This is a genomic window from Segniliparus sp. (assembly GCF_051660745.1).
Taxonomy (GTDB): Bacteria; Actinomycetota; Actinomycetes; order Mycobacteriales; family Mycobacteriaceae; genus Segniliparus.
Window position 1 is genome coordinate 35814 of the sequence record NZ_JBOFQF010000006.1, and the last position, 23264, is coordinate 59077.

22 protein-coding genes are annotated in these 23264 nt (G+C 69.8%); all 22 read left to right on the top strand.

What is annotated here, in order from left to right; all coding sequences use genetic code 11:
• The first annotated feature begins 6 nt into the window (after nucleotides 1-6).
• The 22 genes from nusB to ACRC20_RS02895 all read left to right on the top strand — a co-directional run bounded on the left by nusB (nucleotide 7) and on the right by ACRC20_RS02895 (nucleotide 23212).
• Nucleotides 7-483: a transcription antitermination factor NusB gene (gene nusB, locus ACRC20_RS02790; RefSeq protein ID WP_438684816.1), complete on the top strand. Its 477-nt coding sequence runs from the start codon at nucleotides 7-9 to the stop codon at nucleotides 481-483.
• A gap of 55 nt (nucleotides 484-538) precedes the next feature.
• Nucleotides 539-1534 (top strand): alpha/beta fold hydrolase, encoded by a 996-nt coding sequence (locus ACRC20_RS02795; protein ID WP_438684817.1) that lies wholly within the window; start codon nucleotides 539-541, stop codon nucleotides 1532-1534.
• A gap of 8 nt (nucleotides 1535-1542) precedes the next feature.
• Complete coding sequence (locus ACRC20_RS02800) at nucleotides 1543-2373, top strand: SDR family NAD(P)-dependent oxidoreductase (RefSeq protein ID WP_438684818.1); 831 nt, start codon at nucleotides 1543-1545, stop codon at nucleotides 2371-2373.
• 72 nt (nucleotides 2374-2445) lie between these two features.
• On the top strand, nucleotides 2446-4134 hold the full coding sequence (locus ACRC20_RS02805; protein ID WP_438684819.1) for a long-chain fatty acid--CoA ligase: 1689 nt from the start codon (nucleotides 2446-2448) through the stop codon (nucleotides 4132-4134).
• Between the two features lie 71 nt (nucleotides 4135-4205).
• Nucleotides 4206-4820, top strand: coding sequence for a bifunctional pyr operon transcriptional regulator/uracil phosphoribosyltransferase PyrR (gene pyrR / locus ACRC20_RS02810; protein WP_438684820.1), 615 nt, complete (start codon nucleotides 4206-4208; stop codon nucleotides 4818-4820).
• Entirely contained in the window at nucleotides 4817-5794 is a 978-nt protein-coding gene (locus tag ACRC20_RS02815; protein ID WP_438684821.1) for an aspartate carbamoyltransferase catalytic subunit, read from the top strand. Before pyrR ends, ACRC20_RS02815 begins: the two co-directional genes overlap by 4 nt.
• The gene (locus tag ACRC20_RS02820) at nucleotides 5791-7104 is read left to right on the top strand and encodes a dihydroorotase (RefSeq protein ID WP_438684822.1); all 1314 of its coding nucleotides are present in this window, start codon (nucleotides 5791-5793) and stop codon (nucleotides 7102-7104) included. The genes ACRC20_RS02815 and ACRC20_RS02820 overlap by 4 nt, the downstream gene beginning before the upstream one ends.
• Nucleotides 7095-7616 carry a PH-like domain-containing protein gene (locus ACRC20_RS02825; protein ID WP_438684823.1) on the top strand — a complete coding sequence of 174 codons (522 nt, stop codon included), beginning with the start codon at nucleotides 7095-7097 and terminating at the stop codon, nucleotides 7614-7616. Before ACRC20_RS02820 ends, ACRC20_RS02825 begins: the two co-directional genes overlap by 10 nt.
• Nucleotides 7613-8743, top strand: a complete 1131-nt coding sequence (carA, locus tag ACRC20_RS02830) for a glutamine-hydrolyzing carbamoyl-phosphate synthase small subunit (RefSeq protein WP_438684824.1) — start codon at nucleotides 7613-7615, stop codon at nucleotides 8741-8743. Before ACRC20_RS02825 ends, carA begins: the two co-directional genes overlap by 4 nt.
• Before the next feature lie 4 nt (nucleotides 8744-8747).
• Entirely contained in the window at nucleotides 8748-9614 is an 867-nt protein-coding gene (locus tag ACRC20_RS02835) for a DMT family transporter (RefSeq protein ID WP_438684825.1), read from the top strand.
• A complete protein-coding gene (locus tag ACRC20_RS02840) occupies nucleotides 9611-10186 on the top strand; it encodes a hypothetical protein (RefSeq protein WP_438684826.1) in 576 nt (191 codons plus the stop codon). Before ACRC20_RS02835 ends, ACRC20_RS02840 begins: the two co-directional genes overlap by 4 nt.
• Nucleotides 10187-11023 (top strand): EamA family transporter, encoded by an 837-nt coding sequence (locus tag ACRC20_RS02845; protein ID WP_438684827.1) that lies wholly within the window; start codon nucleotides 10187-10189, stop codon nucleotides 11021-11023.
• Nucleotides 11024-11060: 37 nt separating this feature from the next.
• Nucleotides 11061-11633: a hypothetical protein gene (locus ACRC20_RS02850; protein WP_438684828.1), complete on the top strand. Its 573-nt coding sequence runs from the start codon at nucleotides 11061-11063 to the stop codon at nucleotides 11631-11633.
• 83 nt (nucleotides 11634-11716) lie between these two features.
• Nucleotides 11717-15049, top strand: a complete 3333-nt coding sequence (gene carB, locus ACRC20_RS02855) for a carbamoyl-phosphate synthase large subunit (RefSeq protein WP_438684829.1) — start codon at nucleotides 11717-11719, stop codon at nucleotides 15047-15049.
• A gap of 115 nt (nucleotides 15050-15164) precedes the next feature.
• Nucleotides 15165-15983: an orotidine-5'-phosphate decarboxylase gene (gene pyrF, locus ACRC20_RS02860; protein ID WP_438684830.1), complete on the top strand. Its 819-nt coding sequence runs from the start codon at nucleotides 15165-15167 to the stop codon at nucleotides 15981-15983.
• 224 nt (nucleotides 15984-16207) lie between these two features.
• Nucleotides 16208-16522, top strand: coding sequence for an integration host factor, actinobacterial type (mihF, locus tag ACRC20_RS02865; protein WP_438684831.1), 315 nt, complete (start codon nucleotides 16208-16210; stop codon nucleotides 16520-16522).
• Nucleotides 16522-17133, top strand: a complete 612-nt coding sequence (gmk, locus tag ACRC20_RS02870; RefSeq protein ID WP_438684832.1) for a guanylate kinase — start codon at nucleotides 16522-16524, stop codon at nucleotides 17131-17133. Before mihF ends, gmk begins: the two co-directional genes overlap by 1 nt.
• Nucleotides 17130-17405 (top strand): DNA-directed RNA polymerase subunit omega, encoded by a 276-nt coding sequence (gene rpoZ, locus ACRC20_RS02875; protein WP_438684833.1) that lies wholly within the window; start codon nucleotides 17130-17132, stop codon nucleotides 17403-17405. The genes gmk and rpoZ overlap by 4 nt, the downstream gene beginning before the upstream one ends.
• Before the next feature lie 51 nt (nucleotides 17406-17456).
• Nucleotides 17457-18734: a bifunctional phosphopantothenoylcysteine decarboxylase/phosphopantothenate--cysteine ligase CoaBC gene (gene coaBC / locus ACRC20_RS02880; protein WP_438684834.1), complete on the top strand. Its 1278-nt coding sequence runs from the start codon at nucleotides 17457-17459 to the stop codon at nucleotides 18732-18734.
• Between the two features lie 148 nt (nucleotides 18735-18882).
• Complete coding sequence (gene metK, locus ACRC20_RS02885; protein WP_438684835.1) at nucleotides 18883-20094, top strand: methionine adenosyltransferase; 1212 nt, start codon at nucleotides 18883-18885, stop codon at nucleotides 20092-20094.
• A gap of 185 nt (nucleotides 20095-20279) precedes the next feature.
• Nucleotides 20280-22259: a primosomal protein N' gene (locus ACRC20_RS02890; protein ID WP_438684836.1), complete on the top strand. Its 1980-nt coding sequence runs from the start codon at nucleotides 20280-20282 to the stop codon at nucleotides 22257-22259.
• A 230-nt stretch (nucleotides 22260-22489) separates the two neighbouring features.
• A complete protein-coding gene (locus ACRC20_RS02895; RefSeq protein ID WP_438684837.1) occupies nucleotides 22490-23212 on the top strand; it encodes a PadR family transcriptional regulator in 723 nt (240 codons plus the stop codon).
• Nucleotides 23213-23264 lie beyond the last annotated feature (52 nt).

A 23264-nucleotide genomic window follows, 5' to 3' on the forward strand; every position in this document is an offset into this window, starting at 1 on the left:
AACGCTTTGTCCGACCCCGCGAAACGCGCAGGCTCGCGCCGCAAGGCGCGGCTGCGCGCGGTGGAGCTGCTCTTCGAGGCCGAGGCGCGCGACCTCGACCCGGCCGAGCTCGCGGCGGAGCGCTCCGCCGCGCTGGTCAAAGACCTCTCCGCGCCGCAGCTCACGCCGTACGCGCTGCTCATCCTCGAAGGCGTGCGGGACAACCTGGACGTGGTGGACCAGACCATTGTCGACCACCTGCGCGGCGGCTGGTCGTTGAACCGGCTGCCCGCCGTGGACCGCTCGATCCTGCGCATCGCCGTGTGGGAGCTGCTGTTCGCCCCCGAGGTGCCCGCCGTCGTCGCGGTGGACGAGGCGTTGGAGCTCGCGAAGGAGCTTTCGACGGACGAGTCGCCGGGCTTCATCAACGGGGTGCTCGGCCAATTGGTGGGCTTGGCGGACGAGGTCCGCGCGGGCGTGCCCGCAGGCGAAGAAGAGGACTGACCGAGAAGCCGCCCGCCCCGCGCGCCCGGATGTGGCCGGGAGTAGGCTCGCAGCCATGTCTGACGAATCGGTCACTTCCATCGAAACAGTCGCTGCCGCGCAGCAGGCCTTCCCCGTGCGCGAGCGCAGGGTGCAATCCGGACCTGTCTCCCTCGCCGTGTTCGAGCGGGGCGACCCGAAGAACCCCACCCTCGTCTTCACCCACGGATGGCCGGACAGCCACCATATGTGGGAGCAGACGGCGGCCTTGTTGGAGGACCGGTTCCACGTCGTCGCGTACGACTCGCGCGGCCACGGCGGCAGCACCAGCCCGAAGAGCTTCCGCGAGTGGCGGATGGTCGACCTCGCCGACGACGTGTTCGCGGTGATCGACGCGGTCAGCCCGGACCGGCCCGCCCACCTCGTCGCGCACGACTGGGGCTCCTGCGCTAGTTGGGAGGCGGTGGTCCAGGACCGCGCGAAGGGGCGGATCGCCTCGTTCACCTCGATCTCCGGGCCGAGCCTCGACTACCTCGGCGTCAACCTGCGCGAGGTGTTCACCAAACGGCAGCTGCGCAAGGCCCCGTGGGCGGCCAGCCAGATCGCGTCGCTGCTCTACCAGATCTTCTTCCACATGACCCCGCTGCCGCAGGCGCTCTTCGCCGCCGTGCTCGGGCGGCCAAAGGTGTGGCGGTTTTTCCTCAAGCTGATCGAGGGGACTCCCGCCGAGCGGGTCAACCTCGCGCCGACCTTCGGCAAGGACATGGCGAACGGGTTGCGGGTCTACTGGGCGAACTCCTCGCGGGCAGTGTTCGCCGCGCCGAACCCCCGGCCAACCGACATCCCGGTCCAGCTCCTCGTGAACCGCAACGACATCGCGGTCCGGGCGGCCACCTACGACGACTACCCCCGTTGGGCCGCCAACCTGTGGCGGCACGACCTGAGCACCGGGCACTGGGTCGCCTACGCCCGCCCCGAGGCGATCGCCACGCTGGTCGAGGACTTCGTGGACGGCCTCGGCGGCAAGCCCTCGCGGGTCTTTGAACGGGCTCGGGTCGCGGTCGCGAAATGACACAGCGCTTGTCAACGGCACAGGGCGATTTCGCGGGGCAGCTGGTGTCCATCACCGGCGCGGGCAGCGGGATCGGGCGAGAGACCGCGCTCGCCTTCGCCCGCGAAGGGGCCGAGGTCGTGGTGAGCGATGTGGACCTCGCCTCGGCGGAAGAGACCGTCGCGCTCATCGCGCAGTCCGGAGCCGTCGCGCACGCGTACCGGCTCGACGTCTCCGACCACGCGGCTTTCGAGGCATTCGCCCTGCGGGTGCTCGCCGAGCACGGGACGCCGGACATCGTGGTGAACAACGCGGGGATCGGTTTCGGCGGCCCGATCTTCGACGTCACACAGGCCCAGATCGACCGGGTCCTTGGGATCAACCTGCGTGGCGTCATCTCCGGATCGCAGCTCTTCGGCAAGCACATGGTCGCGCGGGGCATCGGCGGGCATATCGTGAACATCGCCTCGATGGCGGCGTACTCCCCGCAGCGCAGTTTGAGCCTCTACGCGACGAGCAAGGCGGCAGTGTTCATGTTCTCGGACGTGCTGCGCGCCGAGCTGCACGCGGCGGGCGTTGGCGTGTCGACCATCTGCCCCGGCGTCGTGGACACGAACATCATCCGGACCACGCAGATCGCGGGCCTCTCCGAGGAGGACCGCCTCGCGAAGGTCGGTCGGATCGACAAGCTCTACAAGCGGCGCGGCTTCACGCCGGACAAAGTGGCCGAGCGGATCCTCTGGGCGGTGAAGAAGAACAAGTCGGTCGTCCCGGTCACCCTTGAGGCGCAGCTCGGCTACCGCCAGTACCGCTTCGCGCCGTGGCTCTCGCGGCTTATTGCCCGCCTCGACCTCTTCTGAAGAAAAAATCTGCCAAGGCTAGAATGAGTGCCGTATCTCATACAGGCTGATCGAAGTGATGGAGGACGTGCGATGCGAGGCACTATGTCGGGCGGGCGGATGAATGTCGGCGCGATCCTGCAGCACGCCCGCGACATCCATGGCGACCAGCGGATCGTCACGAAAACCGAATCCGGTTTCACGACGAGGACGTTCGCGGAGTCCGCGGAGCGCGCCACCCGCCTCGCCGGGGCGTTGCGCGGGCTCGGGATCGGCTCGGACGAGCGGGTGGGGACGTTCCAATGGAACAACGCGGAGCACGTCGAGGCGTACTTCGCGATCCCAGCGATGGGGGCCGTGCTGCACACGCTGAACATTCGTCTCGCGCCTGAGCAGGTCGCCCAGATCGCCAATCACGCCGAGGACGCGGTCGTCGTCGTCGACGCGAGCCTCGTGGCGCTGTTCGCGAAGATCCTGCCGTCGATGCGGACCGTCCGGCACATCATCGTGTCGGGGACTCCGGGCGAGGCGGACTCGGCCCTCCTTGCCGAGGCGGTGGCGGCCTCCGCGTCGCGGATCGAGACGCACGACTACGAGGGGCTGCTCGCGTCCGCCGACCCGTTGCGGGAGTGGCCGGACGTCGAGGAGGACTCGGCGGCCTCGATGTGCTACACCTCTGGCACCACCGGAGACCCGAAAGGGGTCGTGTACAGCCACCGGTCGCTGTATCTGCATTCGATGGCGGTGACGACCGCGGGCTTGCTCGGCCTCTCCCCGGTGGACCGCGTCCTCCCCGTGGTGCCGATGTTCCACGCCAACGCGTGGGGGCTGGTGCACGCGGGCTTCATGGCGGGCAGCGGCCTCGTCATGCCCGACCGGTTCCTCGGCGGCGAGCCCATCGCGAAGCTCATCCACGACCACCGGGTCACGTTGTCCTCCGGCGTGCCGACGGTGTGGGCCGATATGCTGCGTTTCGCGCGCGAGCACCCGGGGGACGTGGACTTCTCCTCGCTGCGCAATCTCTACTCCGGCGGGTCGGCGGTGCCGGTGTCGCTCATGAAGGCGTTCCGCGCGGAGCACGGCGTCGACCTCGTGCAGCTGTGGGGGATGACCGAGACTTCGCCGGTCGCGACGGTTCCGGTCCCGCGCGACGACCTCGGCCCGGAGAGCGACGACTACTGGCGCTACCGCTCCTATGTCGGCAAACCGGCGCCGGGAGTCGAAGTCCGGATCGTGGACGACGAGGGCGGGACGGTTCCCCCCGGCAGCGGAGTCGGCGAGATCGAGATACGCGGGCTGTGGGTCACCACGAGCTACTACCGGGTGGACGCCCCGGAGAAGTTCCACGACGGGTGGCTGCGCACCGGCGACGTCGGCGAGCTGACCCACGACGGCTACATGGTGATCTCGGACCGCACGAAGGACGTCATCAAATCCGGCGGCGAGTGGATCAGCTCGGTTGATTTGGAGAACCAGCTCATGGCGCACCCGTCGGTGCGGGAGGCCGCGGTCGTCGCCGTGCCCTGCGAGACCTGGGGGGAGCGGCCGCTGGCCTGCGTCGTGCTCGCAGAGACGGGCACGGCCTCCGCGCTGGAGCGGATCGCGGAGCTGCGCGCGCACCTCGAGGCGAGCTTCCCCCGCTGGCAGGTGCCGGAGCATTGGGCTTTCATCGACCAGGTGCCGCGCACCTCGGTCGGCAAATTCGACAAGAAGACTCTGCGCCAGGGCCGGGAGAAGGGCGATCTGGCCGTGACTTCCGTGCCTGGACCGCAACGCCGGTGATCTGCTAGGCTCGACCAGATTCGACGTCCTTTAACGGTCCGTCCAGTGAGGCGGACAAGGAAGTCAGGAGCATGACGGAAAACTCGCCTTCTGAAGAGGCCCGTGCAGCCGAACGGCTGTTGCTGGACGCCTCCGACCTCTCCCGTTGCGTTGCGCGCATCGCGCACGAGATCATCGAGACCACCTCCCCCGGCAGCCCCGGCTCGCCCCCGGTCGTCCTGCTCGGCGTCCCGACCCGTGGCGTGGCGCTCGCCCGCAGGCTGGCCGCCGAGGTCGAGCGTTTCTCCGGGACGCAGGTCCCGGCGGGCGCTTTGGACATCACGCTGTACCGAGACGATTTGCGAGAGCGCCCGAACCGGCCCCTCGGCGTCACAGAGATCCCGCCCCCCGGAGTCGACGGGGCGGTGGTGATCCTGGTGGACGACGTGCTGTTCTCGGGGCGCAGCGTCCGGGCGGCGCTCGACGCGCTGCGCGACCTCGGCAGGCCCGCTGTCGTGAAGCTCGCAGTCCTTGTCGACCGGGGCCACCGCGAGCTGCCGCTGCGCGCCGACTACGTCGGCCGCAACATTCCCACCGCGCGTTCCGAGGGCGTCGCCGTGCGCCTTGTGGAGCACGACGGCCGCGACGAAGTCGCGCTCATCCGCACTGCGCCTCAGCCTGCGGGCGATCCTGGGAGCGGCGCATGAAGCACCTCCTTGGCGTCGAGGGCCTCAGCAGGGACGAGGCGACAGCCCTCCTCGACGACGCCGCGCACTTCTCGCACCTGCTCGAAGGGCGTGTGGTGCGCAAGCTCCCCACGCTGCGCGGGCGCACCGTCATCACCCTCTTCTACGAGAACTCCACCCGGACCAGGGTCTCGTTCGAGATCGCGGGCAAATGGATGAGCGCGGACGTGGTCAACGTCTCGGCCTCTAGCTCCTCGACCGCGAAAGGCGAGTCGTTGCGCGACACGGCGCTGACGCTGCGGGCGGCGGGGGCGGATGTGATCGTGGTTCGCCACCCGGCCTCCGGCGCCGCGCGGCGGATCGCGGAGTGGACCGCCGAGCCGGATGGCGGCGGGCCATCGGTGGTGAACGCGGGGGACGGCACGCACGAGCATCCGACGCAGGCGCTCTTGGACGCGCTCACCCTGCGGGAGCGGCTCGGCGACCAGGGCACTGGATCTTTGGAGGGCAAGCGCATCGGCATCGTCGGCGACCTCCTGCACAGCCGGGTCGCGCGTTCGGGGGCGCGCCTGTTCGCGCTCCTCGGCATGGAGGTCGTCCTCATCGCCCCGCCGACGCTCGTCCCGCCCGGCTTCGAGCGAGACGGGATCCGGGTCTCCTCCAAGCTGGACGCGGAGCTGGGTGGGCTCGACGCGGTGATGGCCCTGCGGCTGCAGGCGGAGCGGATGAACGGCGGCTTCTTCCCCTCGCTGCGCGAGTACTCGACGTTGTACGGGCTGAGCCCGAAGCGGCTGGACCAGTTGAAGGAGGAAGCCGTGGTCATGCACCCCGGGCCGATGAACCGAGGCGTGGAGATCTCCGACGCCGCCGCGGACTCGGAGCAGTCCACCGTGCTCCAGCAGGTCCGCAATGGCGTGCATGTGCGGATGGCGGTCTTGTACCGGTTGCTGGCTGGATCGCAGGCGCCCGCCGCGAAGGAGGCTGTGAGCCAGTGAGCGAGCAGCCAGTGAGCGCGTCTGTCCTGATTAAGAACGTCCGCCTGTACGGCGAGGGCGAACCGGTCGACGTGCTCGTCGAGGATGGTGTGATCGCCGAGATCGGCCCGCGCCTCTCCGTGGACGGCGCAGAGGTCGTGGACGGCGGCGAGGGCGTGCTCTTGCCCGGCCTCGTGGACATGCACGTCCACCTGCGCGAACCCGGCAGGGAGGACGCGGAGACCATCGCCACGGGCTCGGCCGCTGCGGCGGTCGGCGGTTTCACCGCCGTCTTCGCGATGCCGAACACCGACCCGGTCGCGGACACGGCGCTGGTCTGCGACCACGTCTGGCGGCGCGGGCAGGAGGTCGGCCTGGTGGACGTGCATCCGGTCGGCGCGGTCACGGTCGGGCAGAAGGGCGAGCGGCTCGCCGAGATGGGCATCATGGCGGCGGGCGAGGCGCAGGTGCGCGTCTTCTCCGACGACGGCTACTGCGTGAGCGACCCGTTGGTGATGCGCCGGGCGTTGGAGTACGCATCGGGCCTCGGGGCGCTCATCGCCCAGCATGCGGAAGATCCGAGGCTGACCTGTGGCGCCTGCGCGCACGAGGGGCCGACGGCGGCGCGGCTCGGCCTTGCCGGGTGGCCGCGCTCGGCGGAGGACTCCATCGTCGCGCGGGACGCGATCCTGGCTCGGGACGCGAAGGCCAGGGTGCATATCTGCCATGTCTCCACGGCGGGCAGCGTGTCCGTCCTGCGGTGGGCGAAAGAGCAGGGGATCGCCATCACCGCCGAGGTCACCCCGCACCACTTGCTGCTCGACGATTCGCGGCTGGAGGACTACGACCCGGTCTACAAGGTGAACCCGCCGCTGCGCGAGGAGAGCGACGTCGCGGTCCTGCGCCAAGCGCTCGCCGACGGCGTGATCGACACGGTCGCGACCGACCACGCCCCGCACGCGGCACACGACAAAGACCGCGAGTTCGCGCTCGCCCGGCCCGGGATGCTTGGCTTGGAGACCTCCCTGCCGATCGTGTTGGAGACCATGCTGCGCCCCGGCCTCTTGGACTGGCGCGGCGTGGCGCGCGTGATGAGCGAGAACCCGGCGCGGATCGCGGGCCTCGCCGACCAAGGCAGGCCGATCGCGGTGGGCGAGCCCGCGAACCTCGTGGTCGTGGACCCGGAGTCCGAGTGGACCGTGCGCGGCGAGGAGCTCACGAGCATCGCGACGAACACGCCGTTCGAGGGGATGCGGCTGCGCGGCAGGGCGGTGGCGACGCTCTTGCGCGGCACGGTCACGGCTCGGAACGGGGAGCCCTCGTGGAGGTGAGCTACGTGGTGCAGATCCTGGTGTTCCTGCTGCTCCTTGTCGTCGCGGCATGGGCGATGCGCCGAGGCTGGCAACGCCGCCAGCGCGCGCAGCAGGTCCGATTCGGGAGCCTGCACCCGACTCCGCCCGCCGACAAGCGCGGCGACGTGCTTTTCGGCCCGGTGAGCGGGGTGTATGTCGGGAGCTCTTTCGCGCCGAACTGGCAGGAGCGAGTGGCGTGGGCGGGGCTCGGGCTCCGGTCTCGTGCGACGCTCACCAGCCAGACCGGCGGGTTTCTGCTGGACATCGACGCGCCGGGGCAGCCGGACGGGCTGTGGGTGCCTGCCGCCGCCGTGGTCGCTGTGCGGTCCGAGCGCGCCGCGGCGGGCAAGGTGGCCCGCAACGGCGCGTTCGGCGTGATCCGCTGGACCTTGCCGAACGGGACGCTCCTCGACACGGCGTTCCGCGCCGACAACCCCGCCGCGCAGGCTGCGTGGCTGAGCTCCAACGACCAATCAGGAAGGATGAGATGAACAATACTGCTGTATTGGTCCTTGAAGATGGAACTGTGTTCCCCGGCGAGCAGTTCGGCGCGGCCGGGCAGACGCTCGGCGAGGCCGTGTTCTGCACGGCGATGACCGGCTACCAGGAGACGCTGACCGATCCGAGCTACCGCCGCCAGATCGTCGTCGCGGCGGCTCCGCAGATCGGCAACACCGGCTGGAACAGCGAGGACTCCGAGTCCTACCGGCCCGACGCGGCCAAGGACCGGGTCTGGGTGGCCGGGTACGTGATCCGCGACCTCGCCCGCCGCGCCTCGAACTGGCGGTCCGAGGGCGGTCTCGAAGACGAGCTGCGCCGGCAGGGGATCGTCGGCATCAAAGGCGTCGACACCCGCACCGTGGTGCGCAAGCTGCGCGATGTCGGCTCGATGAAGGCAGGGGTTTTCTCGGGGGATGCGCTGACCAGCAGGGAAGAGGCGGTCGGGATCGTCCGCGACCAGCCGTCGATGGCGGGCGCGGACCTGGTGGGCGAGGTGAGCACGCCGGAGGCATACGTCGTGGAGCCGGACGGCGAGGCCCGCTACTCCGTCGCCGCGCTCGACCTCGGGATCAAGACGATGACGCCGAGGCTCCTGGCGCAGCGGGGCGTCCGGGTGCACGTGGTGCCCGCGAGCACGAGCTACGCGCAGATCAAAGAGCTCGGCGTGGACGGGCTCTTCGCGTCCAACGGGCCCGGCGACCCGGCCACGGCGACCGGCGTGGTCGAGACGCTGCGCGAGGCGCTCGGCGAAGGTTTGCCGTTCTTCGGCATCTGCCTCGGCAACCAGCTCCTCGGCCGCGCGTTCGGCCTGTCCACATACAAGATGAAGTTCGGCCACCGGGGCATCAACATCCCTGTGATCGAGCATGCGACGGGCCGGGCGATCATCACCTCGCAGAACCACGGGTTCGCGATCGAGGGCGAGGCGGGGCAGCGGTTCGACACGCCGTTCGGCGAGGCCCTGGTGACCCACACCTGCGCCAACGACGGCACGGTCGAGGGCGTGGCGCTGGCGAGCGGCCGGGCGTTCTCGATGCAGTACCACCCCGAGGCCGCGGCAGGCCCGCACGACGCCGCGAACCACTTCGACCAATTCGTGTCGCTCTTGGGCAAGTAGCCCGATGAGCTCCGACATCCTCGCCATCGGCCTCGCGCTCTTCGCCGCGCTGTTGTTCGCGGCGGCCTCGGCGGCCCAGCAGAGCGTGGCCGAAGACGTGCCGCAGGAGCACGCGCAGGGGCTCGCCTTCGTCCGCTCGCTCGTCAAACAGCCGCGTTGGTGGGCGGGCGTGCTCGGCGACGGCGGCGGCTACTTGGTGCAAGCCGCCGCGCTGGCCGTCGGCTCGGTGCTGCTGGTCTCGCCGCTGCTGGTGGCCTCGCTCTTGTTCGCGCTCCCCATCTCTGCCGCGCTCACCGGGCGGCCGCTCACGCGCCGCGCTGTGCTGCTCGCCATGGCGCTCACCGCCGCGTTGGCGTTCTTCGTGCTGCTGGGCCACCCTGACGAGGGGCTTGAGTCGGCTCCCCTGCGGCAGTGGCTGGTCGCGTTGATCCCCGGAGGCCTCGTCGCGGGAGCTTGTGTCGTGGCTGCGAAGTTCGCGAGCGGGAACGCTCGGGCGCTGCTGCTCGGCGCGTCCACGGGCGTCTTGTTCGGCATAGGCGCGCCATTGACCAAGTCGGTGATCGCCATCGGCTCCACGGACCTCCTCGCGCTCCCGTTCGCCTGGCAGACGTGGGCGTTGGTCGCGGCCGGGGCGAGCGGTTTCTACCTGCAGCAGCTTGCCTTCCAATCGGGCGAGATCAGCGCTTCGTTGCCCGCGTTGACGGTGGCGGAGCCGATTGCCGCCGCGTTGTGCGGATCTGTGGTCTTCGACGAGCATCTGCAGGTCCATGGCGCAGGATGGGCGCTGATCGCGGCGTGCGTGCTCGTCATGGTCGGCGCGACGTTCGGCCTGGCCAGATCGCAGGCCGCGAGCGATATCATCGATCGATGAGAATATTCCGTGGGGCGCTGGCGGCTGTCGCGGTGCTCGGCTCCGTCGTCGCTCCCGAGGCGGGCGCGGAACCGCAGTTCCCGGACCTGGACGGCTTCACGGCAGTGGACGCGGAGGGGTATCGGACGTACTCCGCGTACATGACGACTGGATGGCAGTTCGCGACTCCGGGCGGGGTGTTGTGCAGAATCCAGAAGAACAGTCGCGCCGGGTTCGCGTCCCTCGCGTGTTGGGGCGCGTTTCCCGGCGTCGCTGGCGGAGAGAGCTCCATCGAGCTGGACAAGGCTTCGGCTCCGTCTGCGCCGGTCTTCGCGAAGTCGGACCGGCAGGGCTACGGGTACAAGAACTTGGGCCTCCCGGGGAAGGACGATCTGATCCCGTTGGCCAAGAAGGACTACCCGGTGTTGGCTCCGGGGCAGAAGATCGTCGCCGCCGGGGCAGGGGCGGCGACGACGTGCGCGGTCGGCGACGGCGGGTTGACGGTGTGCCAGATGGAGAAAGCGGCGTCCGACAACGAAGACGGTTGGCGCCACGGCTTCGTGCTGTCGCCCGAGGGGAGCTGGACGTTCTAAATGCTGGCGATCATCCTCGCCCTCGTCGGGGCGATCAGCTACGGCGTGGCCGATTTCGCGGGCGGCGTCGCGGCCCGGCGCTCTCATGTGCTCTGCGTGGTGGCGATCAGCGCCCCGGCGAGCCTCGTGCTCGCGGCTGCCCTCGCGCCGTTCCTCGGAGCCGACTTCGACCACGACGCGCTCGTCTGGGGGGCGCTCTCCGGCGTGGCCTCGGCGGCCGCGTTCACGCTGCTCTACGTCACGCTCGCGATCGGGCCGATGACTGTGCTCTCCCCGGTCACCGCTGTGGTCAGCGCGGTGCTGCCGGTGGCGGTCGGGGTGCTCTCCGGAGAAGTCTTGTCGCCGAAGGCCTGGCTCGGCATGGCGCTCGCGGCTGCCGCCATCGTCCTCGTCGCGCGGGGCGGGGAGGAGGCGCATAGCCGTCCGAGCGCGAAAGGCCTCGGACTCGCGTTCGTGGCAGGCGTCGCGATCGCGGCGCAGCTCATCGCGCTGCACCAAGCTCCGCACAGCAGCGGTCTCGCGCCGCTCATCGTGGGCCGCGCCGTGGCGAGCGGCATTCTGCTGACAGCTGCGCTGCTCTCGTGGCGGAAATTGCGGGGCAAGCCGTTGGCGGTCGTTCCTGCCCTTGTGGCAGGGGTGCTCGACGAGCTCGCGAACATGTTCTTCCTGCTCGGCTCTCGTTCCGGGCTGCTCAGCGTGACCACCGTGATCATTGCGCTGTATCCGGCGGCCACGGTGTTGCTCGCCTGGCTTGTGCTGCGCGAGCGGGTGGCCCGGATCCAGCAGATCGGTCTGGCATTGGCGGCAGGGTCCGTGAGCCTTCTCGCCCTGGGCTGAGCGCCTGAGATCAAGCGCTAGTCCTTACACTCGGCGCATGAGGATCTATGGGGCGCTGGTTTTGACGGCGATCTTCGGGTCGCTCGCCGCGCCGAACGCCGCCGCGCATCCGGAGTTCCCGGACCTGGACGGCTACGCGGCGGTCGACGCGAAAAGCTACGAGACCTATCAGACCTACGGGGTGCGCGGCGTGCAGTTCGTGACGCAGGAGGGCGTGCGCTGCCGGATGCCGACCTACTCGCGCGGCCCTGCCTTCTGGGCGAGGTGCTGGGGCCCGTTGCCGGGAGTCGAGCACGGGGAGAACGCGGTGAGCGCCCCGGACATTTCCACCGGCGCAGACGGCCAGCATTCGTTCGGCGCAACGCTGAAGGAGGTCGACCTCGCCGGTTTCGAGCAAGTCACCGAGCCGGACGGCTCGGGCCAGTTCACGAAGCGCTCCATCGACCCGAGCGCCTACCGCCTGCTCACGCCCGGCCACAAGATCGAGCTGGGCTCGGAACAGTTCGGGGCCGCCTGCGCCGTCGGCGACGCAGGGATGATCGCGTGCGTGGCGCATTGGAGCGGGGACTCTGGCTTCGTGCTCTCCCCGGACGGCAGCTGGACGTTCTGACCCACGCCCCGACTGCTGCTAGACTCAGGCCGTTCGACATCCTTTAACGGACCGTCCAGTGAGGCGGGAAAGGAGGTCTCGACGTGCCACGTCGTGACGATCTGAAGCACATCCTCGTCATCGGCTCCGGCCCCATTGTCATCGGGCAGGCCTGCGAGTTCGACTATTCCGGCACCCAGGCGTGCCGGGTTTTGCGCGCGGAGGGGGTGCGCGTCTCGCTGGTGAACTCGAACCCGGCCACCATCATGACCGACCCGGAGTTCGCGGACGCCACCTACATCGAGCCGATCACGCCGGAGTTCGTGGAGAAAGTCATCGCCCGCGAGCGCCCCGACGCGATCCTCGCCACCCTCGGCGGGCAGACCGCGCTGAACACAGCCATCGCCTTGTACGAGAACGGGGTGCTGGAGAAGTACAACGTGGAGCTCATCGGCGCCGACGTTGAGGCCATCCAGCGCGGCGAGGACCGCCAGCGCTTCAAAGACATCGTCACGAAAATCGGCGGCGAGTCGGCTCGCTCGCGGGTCTGCCACAGCATGGCCGAGGTGCAGGACACCGTCGCAGAGCTGGGTCTTCCAGTCGTGGTGCGTCCCAGCTTCACCATGGGCGGGCTCGGCTCGGGCCTCGCGCGGACCCAAGAGGACCTGGAGCTGATCGCGGGCGCGGGACTCGCCGCGTCGCCGACCGCGAACGTGCTCATCGAGGAGTCCATCTACGGGTGGAAGGAGTACGAGCTCGAGCTCATGCGCGACGGCAAGGACAATGTGGTCGTCGTCTGCTCCATCGAGAACTTCGACCCGGTCGGCGTGCACACCGGGGACTCCGTCACCGTCGCGCCCGCGATGACCTTGACCGACCGCGAGTTCCAGCGGCTGCGCGACCTCGGCATCGACATCCTGCGGGAGGTCGGCGTCGCAACCGGCGGCTGCAACGTCCAATTCGCCATCAATCCCGTCGACGGGCGGATCATCGTCATCGAGATGAACCCCCGGGTCTCGCGCTCCTCGGCGTTGGCCTCGAAGGCCACCGGCTTCCCGATCGCCAAGATCGCCGCGAAGCTCGCCATCGGCTACACCTTGGACGAGATCGTCAACGACATCACCGGCGAGACCCCCGCGTGTTTCGAGCCGACCCTCGACTACGTCGTCGTCAAGGCGCCCCGCTTCGCGTTCGAGAAGTTCCCCGGAGCCGACACGACGCTCACCACCACGATGAAGTCGGTCGGCGAGGCGATGGCCATCGGCCGCAACTTCGCCGAAGCCCTCGGCAAGGCGATGCGGTCCTTGGAGACCAAGGCCGTCGGCTTCTGGACCCTGCCCGACTCCGGCAAGAGCGTGGCGGAGCTGTTGGAGTCCCTGCGGACCCCCACCGAGGGGAGGCTCTACCAGATCGAGGAGGCGCTGCGCCTCGGCGCGGACATCGAGCAGGTCGCGGAGGCCTCCGGCGTGGACCCGTGGTTCCTCGCCGAGATCGAGGGCCTCGTGGAACTGCGCCGCGAGCTGGAGTCCGCCCCGGTGCTCGATTCCGAGCTGCTGCGCCGCGCCAAGCGCTCCGGCTGCTCGGACCGGCAGATCGCGGCCCTTCGCCCGGAGCTCGCGGGCGAGGCGGGCGTGCGCCTTTTGCGCCAGCGGCTCGGCGTGCGCCCGGTCTTCAAGACAGTGGACACCTGCGCCGCCGAGTTCGAGGCGAAGACCCCGTACCACTACTCGGCCTACGAGCTCGACCCGGCGGCGGAGACGGAAGTCGCCCCGCAGCGCGAGCGGTCGAAGGTGCTGATCCTCGGCTCCGGCCCGAACCGGATCGGCCAGGGCGTCGAGTTCGACTGCTCCTGTGTACACGCCGCGCGGGCGCTCTCGGCGGCCGGCTACGAGACGGTCATGGTGAACTGCAACCCCGAGACCGTCTCCACCGACTACGACACGGCCGACCGGCTCTACTTCGAGCCGCTCACCTTCGAGGACGTGCTGGAGGTGTACCACGCCGAGCGGGAGTCCGGGACGATCGCGGGCGTGATCGTCCAGCTCGGCGGGCAGACCCCGCTGGGCCTCGCCGAGGCGCTGGAAGCGGCGGGCGTGCCCATCGTCGGCACCAGCCCGGAGGCCATCGCCCTCGCGGAGGACCGGGGCCAGTTCGGCGAGCTGCTCGGCAGGCTCGGCCTCACCGCGCCCAAGTTCGGGGTCGCGACCAGCGTCGCGCAGGCCGCGGCGGTGGCCGACCAGATCGGCTACCCGGTCCTGGTTCGGCCCTCGTTCGTGCTCGGCGGGCGGGGCATGGAGATCGTCTACGACGAGGCCTCGTTGCACAGCTACGTCGACCGCGCCACAGCGCCGTCGCCCGCGCACCCGGTGCTCGTCGACCGGTTCCTCGAAGACGCCCTTGAGATCGACGTGGACGCGCTCTGCGACGGCGACGAGGTGTTCATCGGCGGGATCATGGAGCATATCGAGGAGGCGGGCATCCACTCCGGCGACTCCGCGTGCGCGCTGCCGCCGGTGACGCTCGGCCGCGCCGATATCGCCGAAGTGCGCCGCCAGACCGAGGCGCTCGCGCTCGGCATCGGCGTGCGGGGCCTGATGAACGTGCAGTTCGCCCTCAAAGACGACCAGCTCTATGTCCTTGAGGCGAATCCGCGCGCCTCGCGCACCACGCCGTTCGTCTCCAAGGCGATGGCGCTGCCGCTCGCCCAGTGCGCGGCCCGGATCATGCTCGGCTCCAGCATCGCGCAGCTGCGCGGCGAGGGCCTGTTGCCGAAGAACAGCGACGGCGCGGACTTCGACGTGGCGGCCCCGGTGGCGGTCAAGGAGGCGGTGCTGCCGTTCAACCGGTTCCGCAAGCCGGGGGGGGAGGGCCTCGACATCCTGCTCTCCCCGGAGATGAAGTCCACCGGCGAGGTCATGGGCATCGACACCGATTTCGGCCGGGCATACGCGAAGAGCCAGTCCGGGGCCTACGGCGAGCTGCCGACCTCCGGCAAGGTGTTCGTGTCCATCGCCAACCGGGACAAGCGCTCGCTGCTGCTCGCGGTTTCCCGGCTCGCCTCGCTCGGGTTCTCCATTGTGGCGACGGAGGGCACCGCGCACATGCTGCGCCGCAACGGCATCGACTGCGAAGTCGTGGCCAAGCACTCCGAGGTGCTCGCGGCTCGCGAGCAGGGGCTGGAGAGCCCGAGGAGCATTGTGGAGGCCATTCGGGCAGGCGAGATCGCCATGGTGATCAACACGCCTGCCGGGCATTCTGGGACGCGCAGCGACGGCTACGAGATCCGAGGCGCGACTGTCGTCGCGGACATCCCGTGCGTCACCACCGCGCAGGGCGCGAGCGCGGCGGTGCAAGGCATCGAGGCGCGGATCGCGGGCGACATCGGGGTGAAGTCGCTGCAGGAGCTGCACGCCTCCATCTGGGAGAGCCGTTCGTGAGCAGCGTGGTTCTCCAGGCGGATGAGATGCAAGGCAGCAGGAGCCGATGTGTGTTGGGGAGGCGGAGCACACACGAGGCTCCGATAACGCCGCAGATCGCCGCCTGGGGGCCGCGATGAGCTTCAACGAGCGGGCGTTCGCGGTGGTCGCCGAACGCGGGCATCTGTGCGCCGGGGTCGACCCGCATCCCGAGCTGCTCGCGGCGTGGAACCTGCCGAACGACCCCTCGGGGCTCGCGATCTTCGCGCAGCGGTGCGTCGACGCGTTCGCGGACACGGCTGCGGCGATCAAATTCCAGGTCGCTTTCTTCGAGGCGCACGGGCCGCAGGGCCTCGTCGCGCTGCAGGTCGGCTTGGACGCGGCGGCGAAAACAGGGCTTTTGGTGATCGCCGACGCGAAGCGGGGCGATATCGACTCGACCCTCCAGGCCTACGCGCAAGCCTGGCTGGCCCCAGGAGCCCCGTTCAAGGCCGACGCGGTCACCGTGTCCCCATATCTCGGGGCAGGGGCCCTGCGGCCCGCTGTGGCCGCCGCGCGCGAGGCCGGGCGGGGCGTGATCGTGCTCGCCGCCACCTCGAACCCGGAGGCTCGGGCGGTGCAGTCCGCGAGGCTCGACGACGGGCGACGGGTGGCCCAGTCGGTGGTCGACGAGGTCGCCGGGTGGAACGCGGAAGGCGGTGTTGGCGGCGTGGTCGTCGGGGCCACCTTCGACCACGGGCTCGACCTCTCGGGGCTGAACGGGGTCGTCCTCGCGCCGGGGTTCGGGGCGCAGGGGGCCGTGGAAACGGACGTCGCGAGACGCTTCCCGACCGCTCGGGAAGGCCTTCTCGTCGCTGCTTCCCGGTCGTTGCTCCGCGCGGGGCCCGCCGTCGGGGCTCTGCGGGACGCTGCGACACGAACCACGGACATGCTTGCGGAAGCGCTGAGCGCCTGAAATACCGGATACCGCGCAGACGCGTGGCAAAACCGTGTCCTATCTGCGACTGAAGCGAGACAAAGCCGGGCGGGGGAAACATCGCCGAGGATTCCGCAACACGCTGACCCGCAAAAATAGGGGGGGCCTCCCACAATCGCGATGACCGAGCAGGTACGGTCATTTTCCGGCTGGCTAAGACGGCCTAAACACGAGAAGACGAAATTCGAAGATACGGAGGCAAGGTGGCTCTTCCCCAGTTGACGGACGCGCAACGCAAGGCGGCACTGGACAAGGCTGCTGCGGCCCGCAAGGCCCGCGCGGAACTCAAAGAGAAGTTGAAGCAGGGCAAGGTGAAGCTCGCCAAGGTCCTCGAAGACGCCGAGCAGGACGACGTCCTCGGCAAGATGAAGGTCTCCGCTCTGCTGGAGTCCTTGCCGAAGGTCGGCAAGGTCAAGGCCCAGGAGGCGATGACCGAGCTCGAGATCGCCCCGACCCGCCGCCTGCGTGGGCTCGGCGAGCGTCAGCGCAAGGCCCTGCTGGCCAAGTTCGGCAGCTAATGCCCGCCCGTCAAGGGCGGCTGGTGGTGCTGACCGGTCCGAGCGGCGTGGGCAAGTCCACGATCGTGGCCCGGATGCGCCAGCTCATGCCCGAACTCCGGGTGAGCGTCTCGGCGACCACGCGGGAGCAGCGCCCGGGCGAACGGGACGGAGTGGACTACTACTTCATCCCGCCCGAGCGCTTCGACCAGATGGTGGCCGACGACGAATTCCTCGAGTGGGCGAGCATCCACAAAGGCCTGCACCGCTCCGGCACACCTGAAAAGCCGGTGCGGGCGGCCATCGAGAACGGTGTTTCCGTTCTCACGGAGGTGGACCTCGGCGGAGCGCGAGCCCTCAGGGCTCGCGTCCCCGAGGCCTACCTCGTTTTCCTCGCCCCGCCGAACTGGGACGAGCTGGTGTCGCGCCTTCGCGGGCGGGGCACCGAGGCCGAGGACGTGGTGGCCCGCAGGCTGCAGACCGCGCAGGTCGAGCTGGCCGCGCAAGGGGAATTCGACGAGGTCGTCGTCAACCAGGACGTGGAGCGAACAGCCGCAGATCTGGTATCGTTGGTCCACAGACTGGAGAGGGAACTGACGACCACGCCGACCAACAAGGAGTCACAAGCATGAGCGAAGCGCTCGTTTTCGACCCGCCGCAGGGTATCACCAACCCGCCGATCGACGAGTTGCTGGAGCACGTCTCCTCCAAGTACGCCCTGGTGATCTACGGCGCCAAGCGCGCCCGCCAGATCAACGACTACTACACCCAGCTCGGCGAGGGCCTGTTCGACTACGTCGGCCCGCTGGTCGAGCCCGGCCTGCAGGAGAAGCCGCTCTCCATCGCGTTGCGCGAGATCCACGAGGGCCTTTTGGAGCACAACGAGGGCCAGCTGCAAGCCTGATCCAGGCGGATGAGATGCGAGGCAGCGGGCGACGACGTGTGCGGAGGCGGTATGGGTACCCGAGGAGCCGATAACGCCGCAGACCGCCGCCCGGGCAGCAGAAAGATCGTGATCGGCGTTGGCGGGGGCATCGCCGCCTACAAGTCGTGCTCGATCATCCGTCGCTACGTGGAGGACGGGCATGAAGTCCGGGTCCTCCCGACCAAGTCCGCGCTCAAATTCGTCGGAGCCGCCACGTTCGAGGCGCTCTCCGGGCATTCGGTCAGCGCGGAGGTCTTCGACGATGTCCCGCACGTCCCGCATGTCCGGATCGGCCAGGAGGCCGACCTCGTCGTCGTCGCGCCCGCGACCGCCGACCTGCTCGCCAGGGCGGCGAACGGGCAAGCGGACGACCTGCTCACCGCGACACTGCTCACGGTCCGATGCCCGGTCCTCTTCGCGCCCGCGATGCACACCGAGATGTGGGAGCATCCCGCGACACAGGCGAACGTGGCGACATTGCGCGAGCGCGGCTCCGTGGTGCTCGAGCCTGCTTCGGGCAGGCTCACCGGCGCGGACAGCGGCCCAGGCAGGCTCCCGGAGCCGGAAGAGATCGCGGCGCTGGGCCAGCTGCTGCTCGAACGGTCGGACGCGCTGCCGCGGGACCTCGCGGGACTCCGCGTCCTCGTGACGGCGGGCGGCACCCGAGAGCCCCTCGACCCGGTGCGGTTCCTCGGCAACCGCAGCTCCGGCAAACAGGGCTACGCGATAGCCCGCCTCGCGGCCCAACGCGGCGCGAAGGTTGTCTTGGTCGCGGGGACGACGGCAGGCCTGCCGGACCCCGCCGCCGTGAAGGTGGTGCGCGTGACCACCGCGCAGCAAATGGGGGAGGCCGTCGTCCAATTGGCCGACCAGGTGGACGTGGTCGTGATGGCCGCCGCCGTCGCCGATTTCCGGGCCAAGGCCGTCTCGCCGACGAAGATCAAGAAGTCCGGCGCGGAGCCGGACCCGGTGATTTTGGAGCGCAATGAGGATATCCTCGCGTCGCTCGTCGCGACGAGGAGGCAGGGCGCGCTGCCGCCGGACCTCACAATCGTGGGTTTCGCGGCCGAGACCGGGGACGACAACGGGGACGTGCTCTTCCACGCGCGTCGCAAGCTGGCCAACAAGGGCTGCGATCTGTTGGTGGTGAACGCGGTGACCGAGGGGAACGCTTTCGAGGTGGACGAGAACGCGGGCTGGATACTCGGGACGGACGGGACCGAGACGGCTCTCGCGCGGGGGTCGAAGACGGCGATCGCGAGCCGTGTTCTCGACGCTGCTGCGGCCCTTCGGTCTCGAAGCGGGTAGTATGACCCCGTTGGTTGCCAGCGCGCAATCAACCGCAGAAACACGGCGCGGCAGGAGCCCTTGCGGCCGGACGTAGTTGGCTATGGTGAGCCGCTGCCCGTGTATTGCGGTGGCGGCAGCCCGATACATGCACTTGAGGAGAATAAAGATGAGCCAAGCAGGATGGCGGCTGTTCACCAGCGAGTCGGTCACTGAGGGCCACCCAGACAAGATTTGCGACGCGATCAGCGACTCGGTCTTGGACGCCTTGCTGGCGCAGGATCCTGCTTCCCGCGTCGCGGTGGAGACTCTGGTGACCACCGGCCAGGTGCATGTCGCGGGCGAGGTCACCACCAAGGCGTACGTGGACATCCCGAGCATCGTGCGCGAGAAGATCCTCGAGATCGGCTACGACTCCTCCTCGAAGGGCTTCGACGGGAACTCCTGCGGCGTCAACATCGCCATCGGCGCGCAGTCCCCGGACATCGCCCAGGGCGTCGACACCGCGTACGAGTCGCGGGTGGACGGCCTCGGCGACGACGTCGACAAGCAGGGCGCGGGCGACCAGGGCCTGATGTTCGGCTTCGCGACCCGCGACACCCCCGAGCTCATGCCGCTGCCGATCTCGTTGGCGCACCGCCTTTCGCGCAGGCTCACCGAGGTCCGCAAGAGCGGCGTCCTGCCGTACCTGCGCCCGGACGGCAAGACCCAGGTCACCATCGAATACGACGGCGACAGGGCGGTGCGCGTGGACACGGTGGTGGTCTCCACCCAGCACGCCGCCGACATCGACCTGGACAACCTCCTGGCCCCGGACATCCGCAAATCCGTGGTGGAGCCGGTGCTCCAGGCCGCTGGGGCGGACGGGCTCGACATCTCGGACTACCGGCTTCTGGTGAACCCGACCGGCAAGTTCGTCCTCGGCGGCCCGATGGGCGACGCCGGGCTGACCGGCCGCAAGATCATCGTCGACACCTACGGCGGGTACGCCCGCCACGGCGGCGGCGCCTTCTCGGGCAAGGACCCCTCGAAGGTGGACCGCTCCGCCGCGTACGCGATGCGCTGGGTCGCCAAGAACGTCGTGGCCGCAGGCCTCGCGGACAAGGTGGAGACCCAGGTGGCCTACGCCATCGGCAAAGCCGCCCCGGTCGGCCTTTTCGTCGAGACGTTCGGCACCGAGCACGTCGACCCCGCGAAGATCCGCGAAGCCCTCTCCAAGGTCTTCGACCTGCGTCCGGCGGCGATCATCCGCGACCTGAACCTGCTCCGCCCGATTTACGCGCAGACCGCGGCGTACGGCCACTTCGGCCGCACGGATGTGGAGCTGCCGTGGGAGCAGACCGACCGGGCCGACGCGCTCAAGGCCGAAGCCGGCCTTTAAGGGGTGTGGCCGCTGCTCAGATGGCGATCTCCTGCGTTGTCGGCCGCTCGCGTACCAACGCTCGTTCCTCGCTATCCCTGTACGCCACGCGGCCTTCCGCCTTGGATCTCATCCATCTGATCGAGCGGGCAAGCGGGTGTGTCGTCTTTTCCCGGTAACGTGATCGTGTGAAGACAATGGGCGCTATGGCGAAGGCGCTGCCGGTCGCCAAGGTGCTGCCATTGCTCGGCCCCGCGCATCTGGACCGGGAGTTCGACTACCTGGTCGCCGAGGAGCAGGACGAGGCGGCGCAGCCGGGGGTCCGGGTGCGGGTCCGTTTCGCCGGGCGGCTGGTCGACGGGATCCTGCTGGAGCGCGCGCTGCGCAGCGACCACGAAGGCCGCCTCGCGCCCCTGCATCGCGTGGTCTCGCCGGAGCGCGTCCTGCCGTCCGAGCTTCGCGCGCTCGTCGAGGCGACCGCCGCGCGGTACGCGGGCACTCGGGGCGAGGTGCTGCGCCTCGCGATCCCGCCGAGGCACGCGCGGACCGAAGAGGCCGTCCCGGCGGTTCCTCGTGGGCGAGAGGCTCCGGCGTCCTGTCCGGCCTTGGACGGCTGGTCCCGATACGAGCACGGCGCCGCGTTCGCCACGGCGTTGGCGGCGGGGCGCGGCCCGCGCGGCGTGTGGTCGGCGTTGCCGGGGGAGTCGTGGCAGCGCCGGTTCGCGGAGCTCGCCGCCGTGGCGGCGGGCCGAGGCCGCACCAGCGTGCTCGTGGCCCCCGACCATCGAGACGTCAAAACGCTGGCGCAGGCGTGCCAGGAGGTCCTCGGCCCGCGCGCGGTCGCGACCATCACTGCGGACGCCGGGCCCGCCGCCCGCTACGGGCAATGGCTCGCCGCGTTGCGCGGCCAGGTCTGGTGCGTGACGGGCACCAGGGCCGCGATGTTCGCGCCGGTGCCGGATCTGGGCCTCGTCGCGATTTGGGACGACGGCGACGAGAACCACCACGAGCAGCGCGCCCCGTATTACCACGCGCGCGAGGTGGCGATCCTGCGCGCGCAGGAGTCGGGCTGCGCCCTCCTCGTCGCGGGGAGCACCGTGACGCCGCAGGGCAGGCTGCTGGTCGACTCCGGCTGGGCGCACGGGATCCAAGCGGGCCGGTCCGAGGTCCGGGCCTGTGCCCCGCGCGTCACGGCGGCGGGGGAGAGCGACTTCGAATTGGAGCGAGACCCGCTGGCCCGTTCGGCCCGCCTGCCGGGCTCGGCGTTCGCGGCCGCGCGGGCGGCGCTCGACGCGCAGGCCCCGGTGCTCGTGCAAACGCCCCGCAAAGGGTATTTGGCGGCGCTCTCCTGCGCCCGCTGCCGCACGGCGGCGAGGTGCAGGCACTGCCATGGCCCGCTCGCCATGGACCCGGCCGGGGGCATGCGGTGCGGCTGGTGCGCCGAGACGGAGACGAACTTCGCCTGTGCCGCGTGCGGGGCAAAGAGCGTGCGCGCCGGGGTGAAAGGGGCCGAGCGCACGGCGGAGGAGTTCGGCAGGGCGTTTCCCGGGACGAGCGTCAAGCACAGCGCGGGGGAGCGGATCATCGACCAAACGCCTTCCTCGCCGGTGCTGGTCGTGGCGACTCCCGGCGCTGAGCCGCAGGTCGCGCCCACAGCGGATGGGCGGCCTGGCGGCTACGGGGCGGCCATCCTCCTCGACGCGTGGCAGTTGCTCGACCGCCAGCACCTTCGAGCGGTCGAGCAGGCCGCGCACGCCTGGTTCCATGCGGCCTCGTTGGTCCGGCCGGCCTCGCACGGGGGCAAGGTGGTCATCACTGCGGACGCGTCGTCCCCTGCGGTGGAGGCGCTGATCCGTTGGGATCCGTGGTGGTTGGCCGAGCAGGAGCTCGCGGACCGCCAAGAGCTCGGCTTCACGCCTGCGGTGCGGATGGCTTCGGTCGAGGGCGAGGCGCATGCGGTGGAGCGGTTCCTCGCCGCCGCGCAGCTGCCCGAGGACGCAGAAGCGCTCGGGCCGGTCGAGCTCGGCGAGGACGACACGGGCGTCCAGGTCCGGATGCTGGTGAGGGCGCCCCGCCGACATGGCGCTGCGCTCTCGGCGGCGCTGCGGGCGGCCCGCGCGGTCGTCTCGGCGAAAGGCGACGGCGAATTCGTCAGGGTGAAGGTGGATCCCTCCGACATCGGCTGATTCCCAGGGCCCAGATCGCGATCTCCTTCGTTGTCCCCCGCAAGCGGGAGGCGCCCCAGGCGTCGCCCGCTGCCTTGCGATACATCCATTTGACCTCCCAGGAGGACCGGCGGGGCGTTGTGATGCAGATCATTTCGATATATCGGCAAATTTCTTGACGGGAAGAGTTTTCGATGTATATTCGATATATCGACAGTGTCGATATATCAGACGAAAACTAGGAGGAAATAATGATCAGACCAGCGTACTTCGAGTTCTTCGACCGGGTTCCGGCAGAGGCTATCGACGGCACTCGGCGGGCGTGCGCCGCTCGCTCCGACTTCAGACGGCCGGGCTTCGGGCCAGACGGCCCGTTCGGCCCCGGCTTTGGTCCGGGCTTCGGCCCCTTCGGCGGCCCCGGTTGGGGCGGCGCTCCGCACGGCCGAGGCCGAGGGCGCGGGCACAGGCGGCGCCATCACGGCAGCGACCGGCGGAATTTCGATCTGCGGGCGGCGATTCTCACGCTCCTCGCGGAGGAGCCGTTGCACGGCTACGAGCTCATGCGGCGGATCAGCGAGCGCTCGGACGGCGCGTGGCGCCCGAGCCCCGGCTCGATCTACCCGGCGCTCGCGAAGCTCCGCGACGAGGGGCTCGTGCTCATCGAGGAGGAGGACGGGCGGAAAACGGCCAAGCTCACCGAAGCGGGCCGGGCCCACGTCGAAGAGTTCGGCGCCGAGCTCGGCGAAGTCTGGGCCGACGCGGACGAGCCCGACCCCGCCCGCGAGCTGTGGCCCGAAGGCCGGAAACTGATGGGCGCGCTGCGCGAGCTCGTCGTGATCGGCGACCCCGACCAGCTCGCCAAGGCCGTGGAAATCCTCTCCGGCGCGAGGCGCAAGCTGTACGCCCTCCTCGCCGAGGACGTGGAGGCGGGCTCGGGCGAGGTCGGCGAGCCGTACTCGGACGGCGCGCTGTAGCCGATCGGGGGCTGCGCGCGGGCGCGGGCGACGTAGACTCTACGTCGCCCGC